20 protein-coding genes are annotated in these 22,182 nt (G+C 40.1%); 11 read left to right on the top strand and 9 right to left on the bottom strand.

Annotated elements, in window-relative coordinates:
* Positions 1-17: 17 nt before the first annotated feature.
* The 4 genes from PARC_RS16665 (at position 18) to PARC_RS16650 (ending at position 4,875) form a co-directional block, all read left to right on the top strand.
* Positions 18-2,324, top strand: a complete 2,307-nt coding sequence (locus PARC_RS16665; RefSeq protein WP_010554953.1) for a methyl-accepting chemotaxis protein — start codon at positions 18-20, stop codon at positions 2,322-2,324.
* A 79-nt stretch (positions 2,325-2,403) separates the two neighbouring features.
* Positions 2,404-3,234: a CheR family methyltransferase gene (locus PARC_RS16660; protein WP_010554952.1), complete on the top strand. Its 831-nt coding sequence runs from the start codon at positions 2,404-2,406 to the stop codon at positions 3,232-3,234.
* Positions 3,218-3,835: a chemoreceptor glutamine deamidase CheD gene (gene cheD / locus PARC_RS16655; protein WP_010554951.1), complete on the top strand. Its 618-nt coding sequence runs from the start codon at positions 3,218-3,220 to the stop codon at positions 3,833-3,835. Before PARC_RS16660 ends, cheD begins: the two co-directional genes overlap by 17 nt.
* 8 nt (positions 3,836-3,843) lie before the next feature.
* The gene (locus tag PARC_RS16650) at positions 3,844-4,875 is read left to right on the top strand and encodes a protein-glutamate methylesterase/protein-glutamine glutaminase (protein ID WP_010554950.1); all 1,032 of its coding nucleotides are present in this window, start codon (positions 3,844-3,846) and stop codon (positions 4,873-4,875) included.
* On the opposite strand, the gene PARC_RS16645 is transcribed toward PARC_RS16650, so the two are convergent.
* Positions 4,865-5,902: a polysaccharide deacetylase family protein gene (locus PARC_RS16645; RefSeq protein WP_010554949.1), complete on the bottom strand. Its 1,038-nt coding sequence runs from the start codon at positions 5,900-5,902 to the stop codon at positions 4,865-4,867. The two genes, PARC_RS16650 and PARC_RS16645, sit on opposite strands and share 11 nt — an antisense overlap.
* A 42-nt stretch (positions 5,903-5,944) precedes the next feature.
* Between PARC_RS16645 and PARC_RS16640 the strand changes: the two genes are divergently transcribed.
* On the top strand, positions 5,945-7,216 hold the full coding sequence (locus PARC_RS16640) for an MATE family efflux transporter (protein ID WP_010554948.1): 1,272 nt from the start codon (positions 5,945-5,947) through the stop codon (positions 7,214-7,216).
* 14 nt (positions 7,217-7,230) lie between these two features.
* On the opposite strand, the gene PARC_RS16635 is transcribed toward PARC_RS16640, so the two are convergent.
* Positions 7,231-7,500, bottom strand: coding sequence for a hypothetical protein (locus PARC_RS16635; protein WP_002959572.1), 270 nt, complete (start codon positions 7,498-7,500; stop codon positions 7,231-7,233).
* Positions 7,501-7,509: 9 nt separating this feature from the next.
* On the bottom strand, positions 7,510-8,085 hold the full coding sequence (gene nfuA, locus PARC_RS16630; RefSeq protein ID WP_007584966.1) for a Fe-S biogenesis protein NfuA: 576 nt from the start codon (positions 8,083-8,085) through the stop codon (positions 7,510-7,512).
* Positions 8,086-8,231: 146 nt separating this feature from the next.
* On the opposite strand from nfuA, the gene PARC_RS16625 reads away from it, so the two are divergent.
* Positions 8,232-10,781, top strand: coding sequence for a M14 family zinc carboxypeptidase (locus tag PARC_RS16625; RefSeq protein WP_010554947.1), 2,550 nt, complete (start codon positions 8,232-8,234; stop codon positions 10,779-10,781).
* Between the two features lie 224 nt (positions 10,782-11,005).
* Here PARC_RS16625 and PARC_RS16620 read toward each other — a convergent pair whose 3' ends face one another.
* Positions 11,006-11,683, bottom strand: coding sequence for a ComF family protein (locus PARC_RS16620; protein WP_010554946.1), 678 nt, complete (start codon positions 11,681-11,683; stop codon positions 11,006-11,008).
* Positions 11,684-11,757: 74 nt separating this feature from the next.
* Here PARC_RS16620 and bioH point away from each other — a divergent pair, with 74 nt between their 5' ends.
* From bioH to PARC_RS16605, 3 genes are all read left to right on the top strand, one after another.
* Positions 11,758-12,495, top strand: a complete 738-nt coding sequence (gene bioH, locus PARC_RS16615) for a pimeloyl-ACP methyl ester esterase BioH (protein WP_010554945.1) — start codon at positions 11,758-11,760, stop codon at positions 12,493-12,495.
* A 90-nt stretch (positions 12,496-12,585) separates the two neighbouring features.
* On the top strand, positions 12,586-12,894 hold the full coding sequence (locus PARC_RS16610; RefSeq protein ID WP_007584971.1) for a hypothetical protein: 309 nt from the start codon (positions 12,586-12,588) through the stop codon (positions 12,892-12,894).
* Positions 12,895-12,898: 4 nt separating this feature from the next.
* Positions 12,899-13,753: a putative metalloprotease CJM1_0395 family protein gene (locus PARC_RS16605; protein ID WP_010554944.1), complete on the top strand. Its 855-nt coding sequence runs from the start codon at positions 12,899-12,901 to the stop codon at positions 13,751-13,753.
* A 72-nt stretch (positions 13,754-13,825) separates the two neighbouring features.
* Here the strand turns inward: PARC_RS16605 and PARC_RS16600 are convergent, their stop codons facing one another.
* The 4 genes from PARC_RS16600 to greB all read right to left on the bottom strand — a co-directional run bounded on the left by PARC_RS16600 (position 13,826) and on the right by greB (position 17,861).
* On the bottom strand, positions 13,826-16,153 hold the full coding sequence (locus PARC_RS16600; RefSeq protein ID WP_010554943.1) for a Tex family protein: 2,328 nt from the start codon (positions 16,151-16,153) through the stop codon (positions 13,826-13,828).
* A gap of 168 nt (positions 16,154-16,321) precedes the next feature.
* Positions 16,322-16,903 carry a CBS domain-containing protein gene (locus PARC_RS16595; protein WP_010554942.1) on the bottom strand — a complete coding sequence of 194 codons (582 nt, stop codon included), beginning with the start codon at positions 16,901-16,903 and terminating at the stop codon, positions 16,322-16,324.
* 50 nt (positions 16,904-16,953) lie between these two features.
* Positions 16,954-17,265, bottom strand: coding sequence for a hypothetical protein (locus tag PARC_RS16590; protein WP_007584977.1), 312 nt, complete (start codon positions 17,263-17,265; stop codon positions 16,954-16,956).
* A gap of 116 nt (positions 17,266-17,381) precedes the next feature.
* Positions 17,382-17,861 (bottom strand): transcription elongation factor GreB, encoded by a 480-nt coding sequence (greB, locus tag PARC_RS16585; RefSeq protein WP_007584978.1) that lies wholly within the window; start codon positions 17,859-17,861, stop codon positions 17,382-17,384.
* Between the two features lie 195 nt (positions 17,862-18,056).
* Here greB and ompR point away from each other — a divergent pair, with 195 nt between their 5' ends.
* Both ompR and envZ read left to right on the top strand, forming a co-directional pair.
* Positions 18,057-18,776, top strand: a complete 720-nt coding sequence (gene ompR, locus PARC_RS16580; RefSeq protein WP_002959552.1) for an osmolarity response regulator transcription factor OmpR — start codon at positions 18,057-18,059, stop codon at positions 18,774-18,776.
* A gap of 5 nt (positions 18,777-18,781) precedes the next feature.
* A complete protein-coding gene (gene envZ / locus PARC_RS16575; protein ID WP_010554941.1) occupies positions 18,782-20,095 on the top strand; it encodes a two-component system sensor histidine kinase EnvZ in 1,314 nt (437 codons plus the stop codon).
* A gap of 22 nt (positions 20,096-20,117) precedes the next feature.
* Here envZ and PARC_RS16570 read toward each other — a convergent pair whose 3' ends face one another.
* Positions 20,118-22,160 carry a glycoside hydrolase family 97 protein gene (locus PARC_RS16570; RefSeq protein ID WP_010554940.1) on the bottom strand — a complete coding sequence of 681 codons (2,043 nt, stop codon included), beginning with the start codon at positions 22,158-22,160 and terminating at the stop codon, positions 20,118-20,120.
* Positions 22,161-22,182: the final 22 nt, after the last annotated feature.

Below are 22,182 nucleotides of genomic sequence, written 5' to 3'. Positions count from 1 at the left end.
TAAAGGTGGTGATGAGCATGGGATGGTTTAGTAATCCAAAGCAGTCAAAATCAAGTAATGATTTAATTGTAGACGCATTGAATAAATCATTAGCGGTGATTGAGTTTGAACCTAACGGAAAAATAATTACTGCAAATATGAATTTTCTAAACGCGATGGGCTATCGCCTTGAAGAGGTTCAAGGCCAGCATCACTCTATGTTTGTTGACCCAGATGAAGCTCAGGGCAACGATTATAAGAACTTTTGGCAACGCCTGCGTAATGGCGAGTTTATCTCAGATGAGTTTAAGCGTAATGCAAAAGGTGGAGCTGAGGTATGGATCCAAGCAACTTATAACCCAATTGTTGATGAGCAAGGGCAAGTATTAAAAGTAGTTAAGTTTGCCACCGACGTGACCGAGCAAAAGTTAATAGCAGCAGAAGCTTCAGGGCAAATTAGTGCTATAAGTAAATCTCAAGCGGTTATCGAGTTTAATTTAGATGGCACTATTATTGATGCCAATGATAACTTTTTAAATGCACTTGGTTATCAACTTAGCGAGATTAAAGGTCAGCACCATAGGCTTTTTATTGAACCCGAACATGCAAATAGTATCGAATATAAAGAATTTTGGGCTAAGCTCGGGCGTGGTGAATTTGATTCAGGGGAATATTTAAGAATAGGGAAGCAGGGTCAGGAGGTTTGGATTCAAGCATCTTATAACCCAATTTATGATATGAACGGCAAGCCGTTTAAAGTGATTAAATACGCATCTGATATTACTGAACAAAAAGAGCTTGAAAAAGCATCTCGCAAAGCAGCCGATTTAGCAAATGCGCTTAAAGTTTGCCAAGCGAACGTAATGATTGCTGATGAAGACCTTAATATAGTATTTGTGAACGATCGTGTTCAGCAAATGCTAAAAGTCCGCGAAAAAGAATTACAAACTGTATTACCAAGCTTTTCTGTTGATAATTTAATTGGCACCTGTGTTGATGATTTTCATAAGCACCCTAATCATCAGCGCGATTTATTAAAAAATCTCGATAAGCCTCATAAAGCCGAATTACTTTTAGCGGGTGTCACTTTTACCTTGATTGCTTCACCTTGGATTAGCCAAGATGGAAAGCATTTAGGCACCATTGTTGAGTGGGAAGATAGGACCAATGAGGTTGCGCTTGAAAAAGAAATAGCCGAACTTATTAGCGCTGCAGGTAATGGCGAATTAGATACAAGAGTCGCGGAAGAAGGCAAGGAAGGATTCTTTTTACGTTTGGCTCAAGGGCTAAATAGCTTAGTTAAAATAGTTGATGATGCAGTTGCTGACACTGGCAGTATGCTCGATGCGATGGCAAATGGTGATTTATCAAAACGAGTTGAAAAAGAATATAAAGGCTCATTTGATAAACTCAAACGCGATGCTAATGCTACGGCAGATAAGTTAACGGAAGTGATTAATCGCATTAATTCATCGGCAACGCTTGTAGCCAGTGGTGCAGAGGAAATCTCTCAAGGTAATGCTGATTTAAGCCAACGTACAGAAGAGCAAGCCTCGTCACTTGAAGAAACAGCGTCGAGCATGGAAGAGATGACTAGCACCGTTCGCCAAAATGCTGATAACGCAAAAGTGGCAAACGATTTAGCAGAAGAAACATGCGAAAAGGCGATTCAAGGTGGTGAGGTTGTAAATAGAGCAGTTACGAGCATGTCGGCAATTAATGAGTCGAGCAAGAAAATTGCAGATATTATTGGTGTCATTGACGAAATAGCATTTCAAACTAACTTATTAGCGCTTAATGCTGCAGTAGAGGCTGCAAGGGCTGGTGAACAAGGTCGAGGCTTTGCGGTTGTTGCAGGTGAGGTGCGTAATTTAGCACAGCGCTCTGCAGGCGCAGCGAAAGAAATTAAAGAGTTAATAAGAGATAGTGTAGGCAAAGTAGCTGATGGCTCTCAATTAGTTAATGAGTCGGGCGCTACACTTAAAGAGATTGTTGTATCGGTACAAAGAGTGACGCAAATGATTTCTGATATTACAGAGGCATCTGAAGAACAAAGTGCGGGTATTGAACAAGTTAATACCGCCATCTCACAAATGGACGAAATGACGCAACAAAATGCCGCCTTAGTAGAGCAAGCCTCTGCCGCTGGCGAGTCTATGGCTGAGCAAGCTAATGAGATGCGCCAACTACTCAACTTTTTCTCAATAGGTCAGCAAGAGATGGCGATGATTTCGCCGACTATGCGCACACCTAAATTATCTCATAAGTCGCAAAGCAGTTTTGTAAGTAATAAACCCAGAGGCGATAACTTTGTAGACTCTGCTGATGAATGGGAAGAATTTTAACAACCAATCTTCTTATACACCTCGCTGAATACATAATCACAGCGAGGTATTATTTGGCAGGCTAAATTGAGAGCGAATAATGAAAGAGTTTTTGTGTACCGACCGCGACTTTAAAGAAATTGCCAGTTTAGTTTATAGCGCATGTGGAATTGTATTAGGTGAGCATAAGCGAGAGATGGTTTATTCACGCTTAGCAAGACGTATTAGAGAGCGAAAACTAACTGACTTTAAAGCCTATTTAGAGTATTTAAATAGCCATAAAGATCAGGAGTTTGATGCCTTTATTAATGCAATAACAACTAACTTAACGTCTTTTTTTCGTGAAATACACCACTTTGAATTTATAAAATCTGAGCTTGTACCTGCTCTCTTAAAGGCAAATAAAAATAGTAAGCGAGTAAGAATCTGGTCTGCAGGTTGCTCAACAGGAGAAGAACCCTACAGTTTGGCGATGACTTTAAATAATGCATTTCCGAGCAATTGGGATGTAAAAATACTAGCAACCGATTTAGATTCTAATGTATTGGCAAAAGCACAAAAGGGTATTTACACCGCAGCGAATGTTAACGGCTTAGATGACGTGCAACTTAAGCGTTGGTTTTTAAAAAGTAAAGACGGTGAAAACTATAAAGTTAAAGATAGGCTAAAAGAGTCTATTTCATTCAAGCGTTTAAACTTATTGCAAGATTGGCCAATGAAAGGATCATTTGATCTTATTTTATGTCGTAATGTTGTTATTTACTTTGATAAAGAAACAAAAGATCAGCTTTTTAAGCGTTACGCCAATATATTAAATGAACAAGGTTATTTGTTTTTAGGTCACTCAGAAAGTATGGGAAAAGAGCATACGCAATTTAAAAATTTAGGGAAAACTATGTACCAAAAGGGACAAAATGTACGCAGAGTTTAGGCCGGTATTTCCTAACTTTGAACATATTAAACGATATTGGGACTCGGGCCGAGGTAGCGTTGTTGCTAAAGTGCTTCCGGGTGAGTTTTATGTTTCTAAAAATAATGAGCTAATCTCTACAGTTCTGGGTTCGTGTATTGCGGCTTGTGTTTACGATGAAGTACTAGGGATTGGGGGCATGAATCACTTTATGTTACCAATTCAAAAGGGAGTAGAACTTAAGAATGCGCATAGTTTAAGTTGTCGGTATGGCAATTGGGCTATGGAGTATCTTATAAACGAAGTTTTAAAAAATGGTGCGTCTCGCCGTAACCTAAAAGTAAAACTTTTTGGTGGGGGTAAAATTATTAGTGCGATGACTGATATAGGGCTGGGTAATATTAGTTTTGCAGCGGCGTATATTAAAGAAGAGGCATTAAATCTAGTTGCCCACGATATGGGGGGACCATGGCCACGAAAAATATTTTTTCATCCGAACACCGGTAAAGTTCATATGAAAAAACTTAAAAACCTACATAATAATACGATTGAAAAACGCGAAGTCCGTTACTTACAAAACCTTAAAAAGCAAGAAGTAGTAACTGATATAGAGCTGTTTTAGGAGTATGCATGATTAAAGTATTAATAATTGACGACTCCCCCTTAATTAGGCGTTTACTCACTGAAATATTACAGCAAGCTAAAGATATTACGGTAGTGGGGAGCGCTGAGGATCCCTACGAAGCTCGCGAAATGATAAAAAAGTTAAATCCTGATGTATTAACGCTCGACGTAGAAATGCCAAAAATGGATGGCATTAGTTTTTTAAAAAACTTAATGCGATTAAGACCAATGCCAGTAGTGATGATTTCAACACTGACCCAAAAAGGCTCTCCTATTACACTCGAGGCACTTGAATTAGGGGCTGTTGATTTTATAGCTAAGCCTACTAATAACGTAAGAGAGCAATTGAGCCAATATGCATCACTTGTTCAACAAAAGGTGCGAATAGCTGCTGGAGCAAGAGTAAGAAGCTATAAAAAAACGGTCGTCACAAATGAGCCTATTAATACCCATTCTGAATTTTTACTTAATAAAGTAATTGCGATAGGTGCTTCAACGGGTGGTACTGAGGCTATCAAAGAAGTACTTATTAAAATGCCACAAAATTGCCCGCCCATTGTAATTACTCAGCATATTCCTCCTGTGTTTAGCGCCTCATTTGCTGAGCGAATGAATCGTACATGCACGATAAATGTGAAAGAGGCTGAACATGGCGATAAGCTTAGCACTGGCTGGGCTTATATAGCACCAGGTGGTTTTCATTTAAGTATTAAAAAGCGAGGTGTTAGCTTGTATTGCCAGCTTGATGATGGCGAGCCGGTCAACAGGCATAAACCTGCGGTAGATGTGCTGTTTAACTCATTAGTTGAGACAGGAGCTAAAAACGTAGTTGCAGCCATACTAACAGGGATGGGGAGTGATGGCGCAAAAGGGTTACTTGCACTAAAACAAAACGGTGCGTATACCTTGGCTCAAGATGAGTACTCATCGGTGGTATGGGGTATGCCTAAGGCTGCCGCTGAGTTAAATGCAGCGGACGAGATAGTTGCGCTGGATAAAATAACCCAGCGACTATTACATCAGGCAGTTAAGGTTTAGGCGCTTCAATTACCCAAGGCTGCGAAAACCAAAAATAATCACCAGGGCTAGAAATAGAAGGGGCCGTGCAATTAAAACGAGAGCGCCCTTTATTAAGCACCTTTGGTGAGGTTATTTCGACTGTATTTTTATTTACCCATTTTAAATCTGCTTGGCCTACGCTTGATACGTAACAGGCAAATTGGCTTTTATGAAAATCACCCATTTTAAATTCAATTGTGAGCGTGGGTGGATTTTGTTGTGTAACGCTATCTTGATAAGTTAAATTGGTGATATTAAATGCGCGTGAGTTAAGCTTAGTAATAAGAGTTTCTAGTTTGCTGTAAAAGCCTGATGCAGGAAAACGCGGTAAGCGGCTAAAATTAGAGTCTTTATTTACAGCGCCGGAGTGCTGACCAATACCCACAAAACCAAGCTCTGTCACAAGTGCTTGCAGCTCGTTATTAAACTCACCATACGGGTATGCTAAGTATTTATAGTCGTGGCCTATTTCTTCTTTTATACGCTTTTGAGAGCTAATAATATCTTGCTTAATACGTGATTGCCATTGTGCATCGGTTTCGTTTTCAAGCTTAAGGTGTAAGTAATCATGTTGTCCGCTATGATTGGCTATTAATGCCCCTTTTTTAGATAATTCTTTGAGCTTATCCCACCCCATTACGTAGCTCATGCCCTCGTCTATTAATTTAGGATTTACAAAGATAGTGTACGGGTAGCCAAACTTTTCTAAAATAGGCGCGGCTTGTTCATAGTTATTGTTATAACCATCATCAAAGGTGATGGCGACAGTTTTATCAGGTAAGGTTTCACCTTGCTGAAGTGCGTTTATTAAGTCATTAAGAGGAATAACGTTAAAGTTGTGCTCTTTTAAATAGCTCAAATGTTTAGTGAATGTATTGGCGCTAACGCTTGTTACAGCGGGTAGGGTTTCACTAACATGATGATACTGTAAAATAACGGCTGCTTGAGCCCGCACAGATACACTAATGAGGATAAATAATACTAAATGAAACAATTTCTTATACATAATAAGGCACACCATAAAAGCTTGCTGTTGTTAGCGGGTCCGATGATACTATCAAATATCACAGTGCCGTTGTTAGGAATTGTTGATACTGCTGTAATTGGGCACTTAGGAAGCGCTCATTACTTAGCGGGTATTGCCCTTGGCTCTGCAGTTATATCTATTTTATTTTGGCTTGCTGGTTTTTTAAGAATGAGCACCACGGGACTCGTGGCACAAGCATACGGAAAAAACGATTTAACCCAACTTGCCGCTTTACTTAAACGAAGCCTATTGCTTGCAAGCGCAGTGGCCGTGCTATTAATTGTGTTATCCCCATTAATAAAGCACGCTATAGCTTACCTCTCCGCCGCCAATCGCGACGTACTTACCCAAGCGTATCAGTATTTTAGCATTCGTATTTTTAGTGCTCCAGCAGCATTATGTAATTTAGTGTTACTGGGGTGGATGCTTGGTGTGCATTATGGTCGAGGTCCATTTTATTTATTACTCGTCACTAATATCGTTAATATAGTACTCGATATTTATTTTGTTGTTTATTTAGATTGGGCAGTTGCAGGCGCTGCGTGGGCTTCACTTATTGCTGATTATACGGCTTTAGTATTTGCACTGTTTTTAGTGGTTAAACTAGCTAAAAAACAAGACATTGATCTAAATGTACCGAATTGGTTGAGTATTAGCAAAATGGCTGAATTATTGAGTTTGAATAGAGATATATTTATTCGCTCTTTAATACTGCAATTATGCTTTAGTTTTATGACGTTTTACGCAGCGCGTATAGGCGAAACCACATTAGCTGCTAATGCTGTTTTACTTAACTTTCTAATGTTGGTGAGTTTTGCTCTTGATGGCGTTGCTTACGCGTCTGAGGCAAAAGTAGGGCAAGCTAAAGGCCAAGGAAGCGTTAAAAATATAGAGCTTTGGGTTAAAATAAGTGTATTTTGGGGCATGCTTTTTGGCGTCTTATATAGCGCTTTTTTTGCATTATTTGGCAGCGGTATAATCAAGCTTTTAACCAATGTGCCAGAGGTTATTCAAGAGGCAACACACTATTTACCATGGCTAATAGTGTTGCCTATTTTGGCCATGAGTTGCTTTTTGTTTGATGGTGTTTTTGTAGGGCTTACGCGAGCAAAGAACATGCGTAACAGTATGATACTTTCAGCAGGAGTTGGCTTTTTTGGTGTGTTTTGGGTGTTTATAGACTTGCAAAATAACGGGTTATGGCTGGCTATGAGCTGTTTTATGTTAATGCGCGGGCTTACATTAATAATTAAATATCACCACTTAAAAATAAATAATCAGCTATTAGATTAAACTAAATAAATGGTTTATTTCCAGAGATCGGGGTCGTGGTGTTTAGGGCCCATATCTTTTAAAACTTGTGAAAAACGATTAGCAAAAATACCGCAGTAGCCCCAACCGGCAAAAAATAATGCGGGGAGTAAAATTATAACGCCAATTATTTGTAAGCTGTAGTGAGTGTAATACCCAATAGATATGAATATCACGGCTAGCACAAACAGTGCTAAGCCGCGAAAAAAGCGCTTTAAGCTCAGCTTAGGGTTGCTCCCTAAGCGATAAATAAGCTGCTTTAGCATTTAGAAGGCCTAATAGTAAGAGTGATCGCCCGCTTCGTGCTCTGTTATATCAGCAACACCGGTGATTTCTTCAAACTTAGCTATCATTTCTTTTTCAATGCCTTCTTTTAGCGTTACATCGATCATAGAACAACCGTTACAACCACCACCAAACTGAAGTATAGCTATACCTGCAGCTGTAATTTCAACAAGGCTTACTTGACCACCGTGGTTAGCAAGTTGTGGATTTACTTCGGTTTCTAGCATGTGCTGTACACGTTCGTTTAACGATGCATCGTTACCTATTTTACGCGCCTTTGCATTTGGTGCTTTTAGCGTTAACTGAGTACCCATTTTGTCGGTAACAAAATCGATTTCAGCTTCTTCTAAAAATGGAGCACTTTCAGCATCTACAACGGCATCAAAACCGTTAAAGTTTAGGCGAATATCGCTCGCTTCTACAGCGTCTTCTGGACAATAAGACACACCACATTCCGCTTGTGATGAACCAGGGTTTACAACAAACACACGAATATTGGTTTGTTGTGATTGATCTGCTAATAGTTTAGCAAAATGCGCTTGCGCTGTTTCGGAAATAGAAATCATAAAACCATCTATACTTGACTAAATTACTCGGATACTGCGTATCATACTCCGCTCATCGTGTTGCGGCTAGTGTTGAGCGTAAAAAGTTGGCATCTATTTTAAGCAATGGTAGCGTGCAAACAACGAACATTTTTTGAGTGATTTATATGCGTTTGGTATTAACATTAATGGTGGTGTTGCTTAGCTTTTCAAGTGTAGCTAAGCCACTTTCGTATTATTTTGAACAAGATGTAAAATTTGACCCTTCAATTCCTACTCCTGAGCAAGTACTCGGTTACGAAGTAGGAGAGTGGCACGTGAGACACGATCAGCTCGTACGTTATATGGAAATACTTGCTGATAAAAGCGACCGTATAAATTTTGAGGTGATTGGCCGCACGCATGAACAACGCCCGTTAGTAATGCTAACAATTACTGCTGCTGATAAGTTATCAAGCATAGAGCAGACACGCCAAGCTCACTTAGCACGCTTAAGTAATAACAGTGGTAAAGCACAAGACGACCCTGCTGTTGTATGGATGGGATACAGTGTGCATGGTAATGAGTCATCAGGTAGTAACTCATCTTTGCTGGTGGCATATTACTTAGCTGCTGCACAAGGTACTGAAATAGATGAGCTATTAAATAACACGGTTATTTTACTCGACCCTTCACTTAATCCTGACGGGCTTGCTCGTTTTGCTAATTGGGCAAACAGTAATCGAGGCATGAACTTATCAAGTGACCCTAAAACCCGTGAACATGTTGAAAACTGGCCAAGTAGTCGTACCAATCACTACTGGTTTGATTTAAATCGTGACTGGTTATTACTACAGCATCCTGAATCGCGCGCGCGTATTGCTAAATTTCATCAGTGGAAACCAAATGTCTTAACCGATTTTCATGAAATGGGGCCTAATAGCAGTTACTTTTTTCAACCAGGTATTCCAAGCCGTAAACACCCAATAACACCTGATGAAAATGTAACGTTAACTAAAGCGATTGCTAACTATCACGCAAAAACGTTAGATGAAAACAACGCACTTTATTTTACTGAAGAAAGCTTTGATGACTTCTATTACGGTAAAGGTTCAACCTATCCCGATGTAAATGGTGGCATAGGCATTTTATTTGAGCAGGCAAGTTCTCGTGGACATATTCAAGAAACTATAAATGGACCTTTGAGCTTTCCTTTCACTATTAAAAATCAACTGTTAACGAGTTTATCTACCTTTAAGGCAGCAGTTGATAACCGCCAAGCGTTATTGGATTACCAAGCTAAATTTTATAATCAGGCTACTGATTTAGCCAGCGATGAAAGCTTTGAAGGTTATGTTGTTGAAGGTGCAAGCGACAACACCCGTATTAAGCACTTTTTAGAATTGTTAAAGCAGCATCAAATTAACGCTTACCCACTTACTAAATCATTAAAAGCAGATGGTAAGAATTTCAGTACACATAGCTATTTTGTACCATTAGCACAACCACAATATCGTTTGGTAAAAGCGATTTTTAGTGAGCAAAAAAACTTTGCTGATAATACTTTTTACGATGTATCTGGCTGGACATTAGCGCATGCGTTTAATTTGCCATTTTCTAAAGTTAAAAGTAGTTGGGGATTAAAGGTTGCTGATAAAGCATGGGAAAAAGTAGCAACCCCATCATTTTCTTCACTCACCGAAGGTTACGCATTTGGTTTTTCGTGGGATGATTATTTAGCACCTAAAATGTTAAATAGCTTATTACAGCAAGGTATAAAAGCACGTGTAGCGCTAAAAGCATTAACGGCTAAATCAACATCAGGAGAAATTAATTTTAAACCTGGAAGTATTATTATACCGGCTGGACTACAAACAAATACAGATTGGATTACCTTGCTAAATAAAGCACAAAATGAGTTTGGTATTGCAATCAAACCTATTACATCAGGTTTAACAAGCAAAGGAGCCGATTTAGGGTCGCGATCAATGGCGGTTGTTAGTGCTCCAAAAGTACTGCTTATTGGCGGGCAAGGCGCAAGCCAGTACGAAGTCGGCGAAGTGTGGTATTACCTAGATCGATTTGTAGGTGTTGCACCAACAATTGTTGAAATGAACCGCTTTAGTTCACTCGAGTTAAGTGAATACAGCCATATTGTGCTTGCTCATGGCAATTACAATAGCTTATCTGATGCCGACAAAGTGGCTATTAAAAGCTGGGTAAGAAAAGGCGGCGTTATTTGGGGTCACAAAGGCGGCGCTAAATTTTTAGCTGATCAGCAATTACTCAAAGCAAGCTATCTATCACGACAAGATGTAGCAAGTGCATTTAAAACGACAGATTTAAGTTATGGCGATAAAGATCATTTAGCAGGACGTCAACGCATTGCAGGTGCTATTTTTAATACTAATGTAGATTTAACTCATCCGCTTACATTTTCACTTAAGCGTAATACATTGCCCGTATTCAAAAACAGTACTTGGTTGCTAGAAGCTTCCGATGCTCCGTTCGTAAATGTACTTACCTACACTAAAAATCCATTATTGGCAGGCTTTACCGATGCCGTTAATGTTGAGCAAGTTGCTGGCGGCGCAGGCTTAATTGCTCACTCATACGGACGAGGTACAGTAATAGGCATGACCGACGACCCTGTATTTAGAGGTTACTGGTATGGGACTAGTCGACTACTAAGCAACGCTTTATTTTTTGGCCATACGTTTCGTGCAAATGGCGAATAATACTAATTCGCTTAAATTAAGTGATCTATTTTGAGGATGGAAAAACGTGTTGAGAGCTAGGCAAAAAATTCGCTATTTAGTTGTTCTCGGCAATTGCTCCTGCATTGCTCTACCTTCTGCATCCATGCAGTCGTAAATGAGAATTTTTTAACACAGGTAGCGACACGTTTAGCCCCGTAAAATGATTAAGTATTATTGCGGATTGGTATAATACTTTTTAATAATTAAATAGGCGTTAAGCAAGTTGTAAAAGCCCACACTTGTTTAGCGCCTGCTTGTTTTAGTGCACTAGTAGCTGCGTTTAATGTTGCCCCTGTCGTCATCACATCATCAACAATAGCGACTGTTTTACCGCCCATATCCTCTGTACAAATAAAGGCATTTTTTAAGTTTTTAATACGCTTTGCTTTAGATAGCTCCGACTGAGCTTGTGTTTTTTTATTGCGAATAAGTACGTTACTCACTGATGCGTAATTAGCTAAACATGGTTGCCAAACTTGGCTTACCTGATTAAACCCGCGAGTAATGAATCGGCTTTTATGAAGAGGTAAAATAATAAAGGTATCTGGCAAAGTAGGGCTTTGCTCAAAAAACTGCGTTAATTGTTTTTGTATAACTTGCTGCAATGCCTTTTTATAATGAATTTGATTATTAAATTTTAGCCTTTTAAGCCAATGTTCAAAGGGAGGTTGATAAAAAGCACAGGCAAATAATTTATCAAACTCGCAATTAGGAAACATCTCAACAATATCGGGTCGATGCAGTAAATTCTTATGCTTACTAAAATCAAACAATGGTAAATCTTCAAGGCAATAATCACAAAGCCCTAAAGAGGTCGTAATCGTATTTTGACATTGCACGCAATAAGAGGGAAATAACCAATTTAAAATGGCTTGCTTCACTGACTCGCTCCTTGCATTGCAATCGCCTTTTTAAACGTTATGATGAGCCTAAGTTTGGTAAAGGTTAGGCAAATATGCAAAATGAGTTAGTGTTATTACATGGTTGGGGAATGAATCAGGGCGTATGGCAGTTAGTACAGCCAGAACTTGAGTTTTTATATTCAGGAAGTGTACGTAGCCTTGACCTACCTGGGTTTGGTAATAGCCATGTTTGCCCAAGCCCTTATACTTTGCATGATGCAGCAGAAACTTTAAGTAAGCAATTAAAGCCGAAGACCATTTTAATGGGGTGGTCGTTAGGTGGATTGTTTGCACTTTATATTGCTAAGCATTGGCCTGAAAAAGTATCAAAAGTTATTTTAATTGCATCGACTCCTTTCTTTGCTGAGGCAGATAATTGGCCCGGAATAAAAGCGAATGTATTGGCGCAGTTTAAAGAGCAGTTAGTTAATCATCGAGAAAAAACAATAGAGCGCTTCTTAGCTATTCAAGCGATGGGTAGCGAGTCGGCGCGTGATGATATAAAGCTGCTTAAACAATTACTAAATCAGTACAGCGCACCACAAAGCGACGCCCTGAGTGCTGGTTTAGATATTTTACAAAACGACGATTTACGTGATTTATTTGCTCATTGCCCAGTACCTATCAAAGGAGTATTTGGCCGACTTGATGCCTTAGTGCCTTATAAAGCAATTAGTGAAATGTCAGTACTAAATACTGAGTTTGAATACGAGGTGCTAGATAAAGCGTCGCACGCGCCATTTATTTCTCATAAAAGTGAGTTTTTATCTGTCGTTAAATCAATGCTTTAAAATAGAGCTAAGAATAGCGCTGTTTAAAGCTTTATTTTGAGCAGAACCTGAGCGATAATTAAACAATGTTTATTTGGTGGAGGTTTTAATATGCCAATCGGATCTGTATTTAATAGTGGTGTAGAAGGGTTTAATCGAGCTAGCCAAGGTATTGAAAAAGCCAGTGCTGAGATTAACCGTGCCAGTATAGAACAACAAGATGACGCACAGTTAGCGCAGCAACGTCAGCTTACAGCAGCACGCCCTGAAGAAGCTATTACTGCACCTGTAGCACAGCCTGCTCGTGTTGATGAAGCGCTTGTTAACTTAAAAGTTGAAGAGTTTAATGCCAAGGCAAATACGCAATCAATTCAAACGGCCGATGATGTACTTGGCACGTTAATCGATATTAAAGTTTAGTATTATGAATATTGTCACGCCATTTCCATCTATCAATATAAACACTGCAAATGTTTATACGGAAACTGCACGGCGTGACAACCAACTACGCGAAGTTATTCCTGCTCCCGCATCTAGTAGCGCAAGCAATACAGAAACCAAAGCGCAAAGTGATTCTGAAAAAGCAAAATTACCAGGCAGTAGCGATGGTGCGACGTATAACGCAACGGGGAAAATAGCAGACGAAAAGTCAGTTCAGCAGCGCGATGGAAACTCAGAAAACCCTGAGGGCTCTGAGGAAGAAAGTGAAGCAATTGAGAAAAAAGAATCTGAGCAAGAAGAGCTGCAATTAGAACAAGAACAACAACAAATTACAGAGCTAAAAGCACGAGATACTGAAGTACGAATACACGAGCAAGCGCACGCTTCTGTAGGTGGGCAACATGCTGGCTCGCCAAGCTATGAGTATCAACGTGGCCCAGATGGTACTAACTACGCAGTTGGCGGAGAAGTACAAATAGATGTGTCAGAAATTCCGGGTGACCCGCAAGCGACTATAGACAAAATGCAAACGGTACGCGCTGCCGCATTAGCGCCTGCAGAGCCTTCGGGAGCTGATCGCTCTATTGCTGCAGATGCTACGCAAAAGCTAGCAGCGGCTCAGGCTGAGCTTGCACAACCTGAAAAAGAAGACGACGAAGACGCAAAAAGTAAACTTGAAGCGTCATTCTCTAGCGATGAAAGCAGCGATACAAAAACAGCTAAAATTGACGAGCAAACACGTGATGCCGATGTTGAGGCACGGGCGGGGCGTATTACTAACTTTTATCAAATGGCTACATCGCCAGCGAGACAAAGTAGTTTTTCAGCGTTAAGTTAATAATTTAGTAAAACGTAACCACAAAAAAACCGCTTACGCGGTTTTTTTCGTTTTAGCTTAGCTGTACAAGTATTATTTTTTCACTTTAGCATTAGCGAACGCATCGGCAAATGCATTACCCATTAACGCATTGCCATTGTCACGTTTAGGCTTTGCAGCGCGAGGTTGCGAATTATTAGCACGTGTTTGTGGCTTTTGCGTAGCTGGCGCTGCTGACTTATTACTTGTGTCAATGTCGTCATCTAAGCGCATAGTAAAGCTTATACGTTTACGTGCAGCGTCTACTTCAACAACTTTAACCTTTACAATATCACCAGCTTTAACAACTTCACGCGGATCTGATATAAATTTATTCGTGATTGCTGAAATATGCACTAAACCATCTTGGTGAACACCTACATCAACAAACGCACCAAAATTAGCAACGTTTGAAACCACGCCTTCTAAAATCATACCTGGTTTTAGGTCACTAATTTTTTCAACACCGGCTTTAAACTCAGCTGTTTTAAATTCAGGGCGAGGATCTCGACCTGGTTTATCAAGCTCAGTAATAATGTCGGTAACGGTTGGTAAGCCAAATTTTTCGTCAGTGTAATCGTTAGCAGCAAGTTTAGTTAAAAAGTCGCTGTTACCAATTAGGTTACTGACATCTACGCTATTGCGTTCACAAATACGTTTAACAACAGGATAAGCTTCAGGGTGAACTGATGAGTTATCTAGAGGATCGCTACCATTGTTAATACGTAAAAAACCAGCCGCTTGTTCAAATGCTTTTGGCCCTAAACGCTCAACCTTTTTAAGCTCACTACGTTTAGTAAATGTGCCGTTAGCATCGCGATAATTAACGATATTTTGCGCTAATGTTTTGTTCAAACCAGATACGCGTGTAAGTAGCGGTACCGATGCCATGTTTAAATCTACGCCTACTGAGTTTACACAGTCTTCAACTACTGAAATAAGGCTTTGGCCTAATTGGCTTTGCGATACATCGTGTTGGTATTGGCCAACACCAATTGATTTTGGCTCAATTTTAACAAGTTCAGCAAGAGGATCTTGAAGGCGGCGCGCAATAGAGACAGCCCCTCGTATAGAAACATCTAAATCTGGGAATTCATTAGCTGCAAATTCAGAAGCTGAGTAAACCGATGCACCCGCTTCGCTAACCATAATTTTACTAAGCTTAAGTTCGCTGTTTGCTTTCATAAGCTCAGCAACCAACTTATCTGATTCGCGTGATGCAGTACCGTTACCAATCGCAATTAGCTCAACTTTATGCTGACGACAAAGTTGCTCTAACGTACGCACTGATTTATCCCAATGATTTTGTGGTGCATGAGGGAAAATAGTTTGTGTAGCTAGTAATTTACCTGTGCTATCAACAACGGCAATCTTACAGCCAGTACGAAGGCCTGGATCAAGACCTAAAGTAGTACGGGGGCCTGCAGGTGCTGCCATTAATAAATCTTTTAAGTTTTTAGCAAATACGTCGATTGCACCAGCTTCTGCTTTTTCGCGCATTGCTGCAAAAAATTCATTCTCTAGGTGTAATCCTAACTTAATTTTCCACGCCCATTGCACAACGTTTAATAACCAAGGACTTGCCGCTTTATATTTAATATCTAAACGGTAATGGTCAGCAATCATGTTGGCACATAGTTGCGCTGAATTTTCAGCGCTAGGCTCTGGATTAACATTTAACTGAAGTACACCTTCATTTCGGGCTCTAAGCATAGCAAGCGCACGGTGAGAAGGTACTTTTTTGAGAAGTTCTTGATGCTCGAAGTAGTCACGGTATTTTGCACCAGCTTGCTCTTGGCCTTTAATTACAGTGCTTTCAATTGCGCCGTTTTGGCTTATGTGACTTCTAAATTTAGCAAGTAATTTTGCGTCTTCAGCAAAGCGCTCCATCAAGATAAATTTAGCGCCTTCGAGTACAGCTTTTGTATCTGCAAAGCCTTTTTCAGCACTTACAAATTGATCTGCTTGTTGCTCTGGGTCAAGGTTAGCATCTTTAAATAGTGCATCTGCAAGAGGCTCTAAACCAGCTTCAATTGCTATTTGGCCTTTAGTACGGCGCTTAGCTTTATAAGGTAGGTATAAATCTTCAAGTTCAGTTTTACTTTGTGCATTAGTTATATCGGCACTTAGCTCTGGCGTTAATTTATTTTGCGATTCGATGGTCGATAAAATAAAACTACGGCGCTCTTCTAGTTCACGTAAATACGATAAACGCTGCTCTAAAAGGCGTAATTGGGTGTCGTCTAGGCCGCCGGTAACTTCTTTTCTGTAGCGGGCAATAAAAGGAACAGTTGCGCCTTCATCAAGTAATTTTGTAGCTGCAACAACCTGTTGCTGCTGTGCGTTTAACTCACCGGCTAAACGTGCAGAGATATCGCTCATGCAAAAACCTTTTTATACAATAAAATAAGACCAGAAGCGTGTTACTGGCGCCGTTAATTGCTTGAATAATATCACAGGAGGTAGTAATAAAAAGCTCTTAAAGCAAGCTATTTCACTTGCTTTAAGATGGTTGGGAGGGGAGTAAATCAATTCAACTAAAAGAGCGCCCTAGTGAGGGTGCTCAATGTTTTCTAATACTTCACTGAAAGAGTGAGCAATAGGGCTAATATGCAGTGGAATATGTAATGTTTTAGCTATTTGGCGAGCTGAAATTAAACCACAAATTTCGCTACTTGCTGTTGTTACTAATAAAAACATTACACCTTGATGCTCCATTGTTTGCAGCGCATCACCAATACATGCATAGCTTAAACTTTGCATGCTTACACCTGTAAGTCGGCTAATTGGCGTCATAATATCGCGCAAGCTTACTTCACTTCGTGGGGTATTTAAACGCTCTGCAATAATAGTAATTTTAGAGCTTTGTAAATCGGCGCTAGAAACAAGACCAATCAATTTTTGGTTCTCGTCGGTTACTAAAACAAAATCAGATTGTTGCGAGCTAACTTGTTTAAGTGCATCTGTAATCGTTGTTGTATGCTCTGCACGAATAGGCGTTTTTTGAGTAAAGTTATTTACCATTTTTAGCGCTGGAGATGATAAATCAATCAATGGTTGGTCATCTGCAAATGTGCTTGCAATAACGCCGTGAGAAACATTTTGAGTACGTAATTCTTTAAAGTTAGACATAGTAGTCACCTTAGTAGTTATAAAATTTAATTAAGTTGTAAAATAATGAATTAAATTAAATAGCTAGGTGGTCCGCGTTGGTACGCAGTGCTAAAAGGTCTGTTTAGGTTGGTGCTCTTATAAAAAGAATCTACGACATTAGGAAGTGGTTGAGGCGACCTAAAGGTAATAGTATTAACGTGAGAGTCTACGTCAAAATCGAGGTTTGCTTGGTCAGGAATGTCACAAGCAATAAAGTGATTAGATAGTTTAGCGTTATCAAGGTTTACTTCAGTGTTACTGGCATGCAGCGTCAAACTTACACTCATTAAAAGTGCAAACAATACGGCATTATTTAATATGCGCTGTACTATGTTTGACATAACCACGACCTTAATTAACTGCTTTCAAATTAAACAAATCAACTTGAATAATTCAGTTATAGCTTATTGGTTTAATTTACACAATCAAAAGTTAACATGATCTGAATCAAAACTTTTTATTTCTTTTTTTGGTAATCGATACTGTTTACATACCACTGTTTTTTACCCTGAGGAGTAGGTACCTCAAAATCGTCATCTACTTGTTTTTTAATCAGCGCCCGCGCCATAGGTGAGTCTATCGATATGTAATCTTTTCGGTCGTAAATTTCATCTGGTCCGACAATTCTGAATTTTTTAGTTTCACCTTCTTCGTTTTCAATTTCGACCCATGCACCAAAAAACACTTTTCCATCTTGAACGGGAGAGTAGTCGATGATTTTTAAATCAGGTATGCGTTTGCGTAAATAGCGTACACGACGGTCAATTTGGCGTAGCAAACGCTTGTTGTACTGATAGTCTGCGTTCTCAGAGCGATCTCCGAGGCTGGCTGCCCAGCTTACTATTTTTGTTACTTCTGGGCGTTTAACGTTCCATAGTTGGTCGTGTTCTTGTTGTAATTGTAAGTAACCTTCGCGGGTAACTAAATTTGTTTTCATGGTGAATTCTTTATTAGCTCTAATGGTGTGCACGTTATTAAATTTGCCAAAACTTGTCGAGCGTAAAATGTAATAAAGTACGAGTAAGTAAGCTTTGAAATGTTCAGTAACAATCTAAGCAAGTAATTAGTTTTTGATTATTAAGTTTTTCATTTATATTAACTAGTAATTGGATATAAAAATAAGAAAGAGATTATGGGACACGAAACCACAAAAGTATTAGTTGTTGATGACGATATGCGCTTACGCAGTTTGCTTGAACGTTATTTAGTAGAGCAAGGCTTTATTGTTAGAACCGCAGGAAACTCGGAGCAAATGGATAGACTCCTAGAGCGAGAAAACTTTCACTTAATGGTTCTCGATTTAATGCTCCCAGGCGAGGATGGCTTATCTATTTGCCGCCGTCTACGCCAAAAAGAAAATGAAATTCCTATTGTTATGCTTACTGCAAAGGGCGACGAAGTAGATCGCATTATTGGCCTTGAACTTGGCGCTGACGATTACATTCCAAAACCATTTAATCCACGTGAGCTACTTGCTCGCATAAAAGCCATTTTACGTCGCCGCGCAAAAGAAGTGCCAGGCGCACCTGCTGCTGAAGAAAACTTAATCGCTTTTGGTAAATTTACGCTTAATTTAGCAACGCGCGAAATGAGTGAAGGGGATAAAACAATATCGCTTACCAGTGGTGAGTTTGCAGTGCTTAAAGCGCTTGTTTCGCATCCACGTGAGCCACTTAGCCGCGATAAGCTAATGAACTTAGCGCGTGGCCGCGATTACAGTGCGCTTGAGCGAAGCATTGATGTGCAAGTGTCGAGACTTCGCCGCATGATTGAAGTAGATGCTGCCAATCCGCGATATATTCAAACCGTTTGGGGTTTGGGGTATGTGTTTGTTCCCGACGGTGAAAAGTAATATTTATGGGCATGTTTCCGCGCAGTGCTTTTGGACAAACTGTTTTTTTAGTGGCGGCTCTGCTGCTCATAAATCAAATAGTGTCTTATGTTACGGTTAGTTTTTATGTTGTAAAACCAACCATTGAGCAAGTTAACTTGATGCTTGCTAAGCAAATTAAAACAGTATTTATTGACTGGGAAGATGGCGTTGAAATAAACGACGAAGTATCTGCAAAGTTTTTTGAAATTACCGGCATTGAAGTCATGACGCAGCGCGAAGCAATGCGCCAAGGGCTTGGGCAAAGCCGCGAATATTCTATGCTATCGCGTAGCATGACTGAGCAACTTGGTGGTTATTCTCGTGTACGTATTAGCCAAACTGATCCGTTGATTTATTGGGTTGAAGCACCGCAAGCGCCAGGTTATTGGGTCAAAGTACCGCTTAAAGGCTTTAAAGAGAACAACTTAGAGTTTTTAACTTTTTACTTATCAAGTATTGGCTTTTTAAGTGTGCTGGGTGGGTGGTTGTTTGCAAGGCACCTTAATAGACCATTAAAAGCACTGCAACAAGCTGCAGTGAAAGTGGGTAAAGGCGACTTTTCTACCAAGTTAGAAGAACAAGGCTCAACAGAAGTAATAGAAGTAACGCGCGCGTTTAACCAAATGTCGCGCGGAATTGCTGCACTTGAAAACGACCGCCGTTTACTAATGGCCGGTGTATCTCATGATTTACGTACGCCGCTTACGCGTATCCGTTTAGCCACCGAAATGATGGTTGATGAAGACGACTATCTTCGTGAAGGTATTATTTACGATATAGAAGACATGAACGGGATTATTGATCAGTTTATTGAGTATCTACGCCACCATAAACGTGAAGAACTAAGTTGCGAAGATATCAATGCTTTAGTTGCCGAGGTTGTCAATTCTGAGCTTCAGCATCAACGTACTATTACGTTTAAAAGTAATCCAAAGATAGGCAATATACCGTTAAGCTCTGTGGCTATTAAGCGTGTAATTACCAACATGATTGGTAATGCACTGCGTTATTCTGAGGGCGATATTGAAGTACTTAGCTACTTTAATTCAAACAAAAAGTATGTAGTTATCGCTGTAAACGATAATGGCCCCGGCATTCCTGAAAACGAACTAGAGTCTGTGTTTGAGCCCTTTAAACAAGGCGATGCAGCTCGCGGAAGTGAAGGCAGTGGTTTAGGCCTTGCTATTATTAAACGCATTGTTGATATGCACGACGGTAAAGTAAAGCTAGAAAACCGCCCAGAAGGCGGTTTAAGTGCACAAGTATATTTGCCAATAAAGGTATCAACCCCTGCATAGTAAATGCAGGGGGCCCATTATATTAAAGTGCTTTAAAACGAATAGCTGTACCGCCACTAGTGGCTAATTTAAGTGTTAGTTTATCGCTTGCAGTTACAACACGTTTTTCGATAGCTAGATCGTACGGATTGTTTTTCCACTCTGCGCTTTTACCATCTTTATAAATTTGTGCTTCAAACTTTTTGCCTTGCTCTAAAAAGTCGAGTTTTACCTCAATTGTTCTGGCTTTTTCGTCAGTAACAGCACCTAGGTACCAATCGTTTCCTGAGTATTTAGTGCTTTTACGTTCTTTACGAGCGAATACAATAAAGTCGCCTACTTCACCATCAATAGCAATACTTTGCTGCCAATCTGTTGGTACGTCTTGAATGAATTGAAACGCATCGGGCTTAGCCAAATAGTTTTTAGGTAAGTCGGCAGCCATTTGAATTGGGCTATACAAAACAACATAAAGTGCAAGTTGTTTGGCAAGTGTAGTTTGTGGGCGGTTTGTATCGCCTCCTAAACCATTAAAGCTCATATCAAAAATACCTGGCGTAAAGTCCATTGGTCCTGCAAGCATGCGGGTAAAAGCAAGCATTGGTACATGCTCTGGTGGATTAGGAGGTGAACCCCATGCATTGTATTCTTGTCCGCGTGCGCCTTCGCGCGCAATCCAGTTTGGATAAGTACGGCGCAGGCCTGTATCTTTAATTGGCTCGTGAGTATTAATGCTAATTTTATGTTTAGCTGCAAGTTTTACGTTATAAAGGTATTCGTTAACCATAAACTGGCCGTCATGCCATTCGTGGCGAGCAATACCGTTTTTGTCTATACGTTTTATATTTCCGCCATCGGCTACATAACCTGTTTTTACTTGGCTTACGTTTGATTTTTCGTAAAGGGCAAAGGCATCTTCCATTTGGTCACGGTAGTTGCTTACATTGCCTGATGTTTCATGGTGGCCAATGAGCTGTACGCCTTTTTCTTTGCCGTATTGAGCAAGCGCTGCTATATCAAAGTCGTCGTACGGTTTGGTAAAGTTAAATACATCGCCATTAAAATACCAATCGCCATCCCAACCAATATTCCAGCCTTCAACGAGTACACCATCAAAACCATACTGCGCTGCAAAATCCATATAGTATTTTGTGGTTTGCGTAGTGGCGCCGTGTTTTTTACCGCTACCCCAAGTTTGCGTGTTTATATGCATACCCCACCAGATACCCACGTATTTGCCAGGCTTAACCCACGACACATCACCGAGTTTATTAGGCTCGTTTAGGTTTAGTATTATATCTGAATTAACTAAGCCAACAGCGCTGTCGGCTATTTGAATGGTGCGCCATGGTGTTTTAAAAGCACCTTGTTTTTTAACTGCAACACCATCTGACCACGGCGTTAAATCGGCAGTGAACGTACCAGAGCGGCGTTGATTAAGCACCATGCCTGCGTAATCAACAAGTGCGGCTTCATGAATGCTAATATGAGTACCGTCACTTGTTTTAAACGTAAATGGTGTGTGAGCTAGTGGAGCTTCGTTAAGTGGAGTAGTGTTGTAAACATATTCGTAGCGGTTCCAGCCACGAGCAGGTATCCACCATGCTGTTGCATCATGACTATTGTTTATTGCAAATTCAGTTAGCTCTTTGGTTATTTCTGTATGTTCGAAGCCGGCTTGTTGTGGTACTTCGTATCGAAAACCTACACCACTATCAAATGCTTTAAATCGAATTGTGTAGGTACCTTTATTTGGCTCGTTTTTTGTAAAGGTAACGGCTACTTCGTTATATTCGTCAACAACGTTTTGACGTTCGCCCCAAGGTTGTTGCCACTGCGAGTTAACGCTTTGTTGTTCAATGCTTTTAATTTTAAAGCCATCGCTAAAAGCTGCTTGTGTTTTAAATTCAAACCCCAGTAAAGATTTGTTTATAACCGCTTTGTTTTTAAATTTTATTGCGTAGCTTGGCGTGTTGTTCTCGTCAGAGATGCTTACTGTTATTTGTGTGTCTGGCGATTTTAGCTCTACGGTTTGTCCGTAGCTATTACTAGCAAAGGCTAAAAGCACAAGTGCTGGTATTCTCATGGTGTGTCCTTAGATGAGTCGG

Origin of the sequence: Pseudoalteromonas arctica A 37-1-2 (assembly GCF_000238395.3) — a bacterium.
Lineage (GTDB): Bacteria > Pseudomonadota > Gammaproteobacteria > Enterobacterales > Alteromonadaceae > Pseudoalteromonas > Pseudoalteromonas arctica.
The sequence above is the reverse complement of the archived record's forward strand: the minus strand, read 5'-3'. Positions and strand labels throughout refer to the sequence as shown.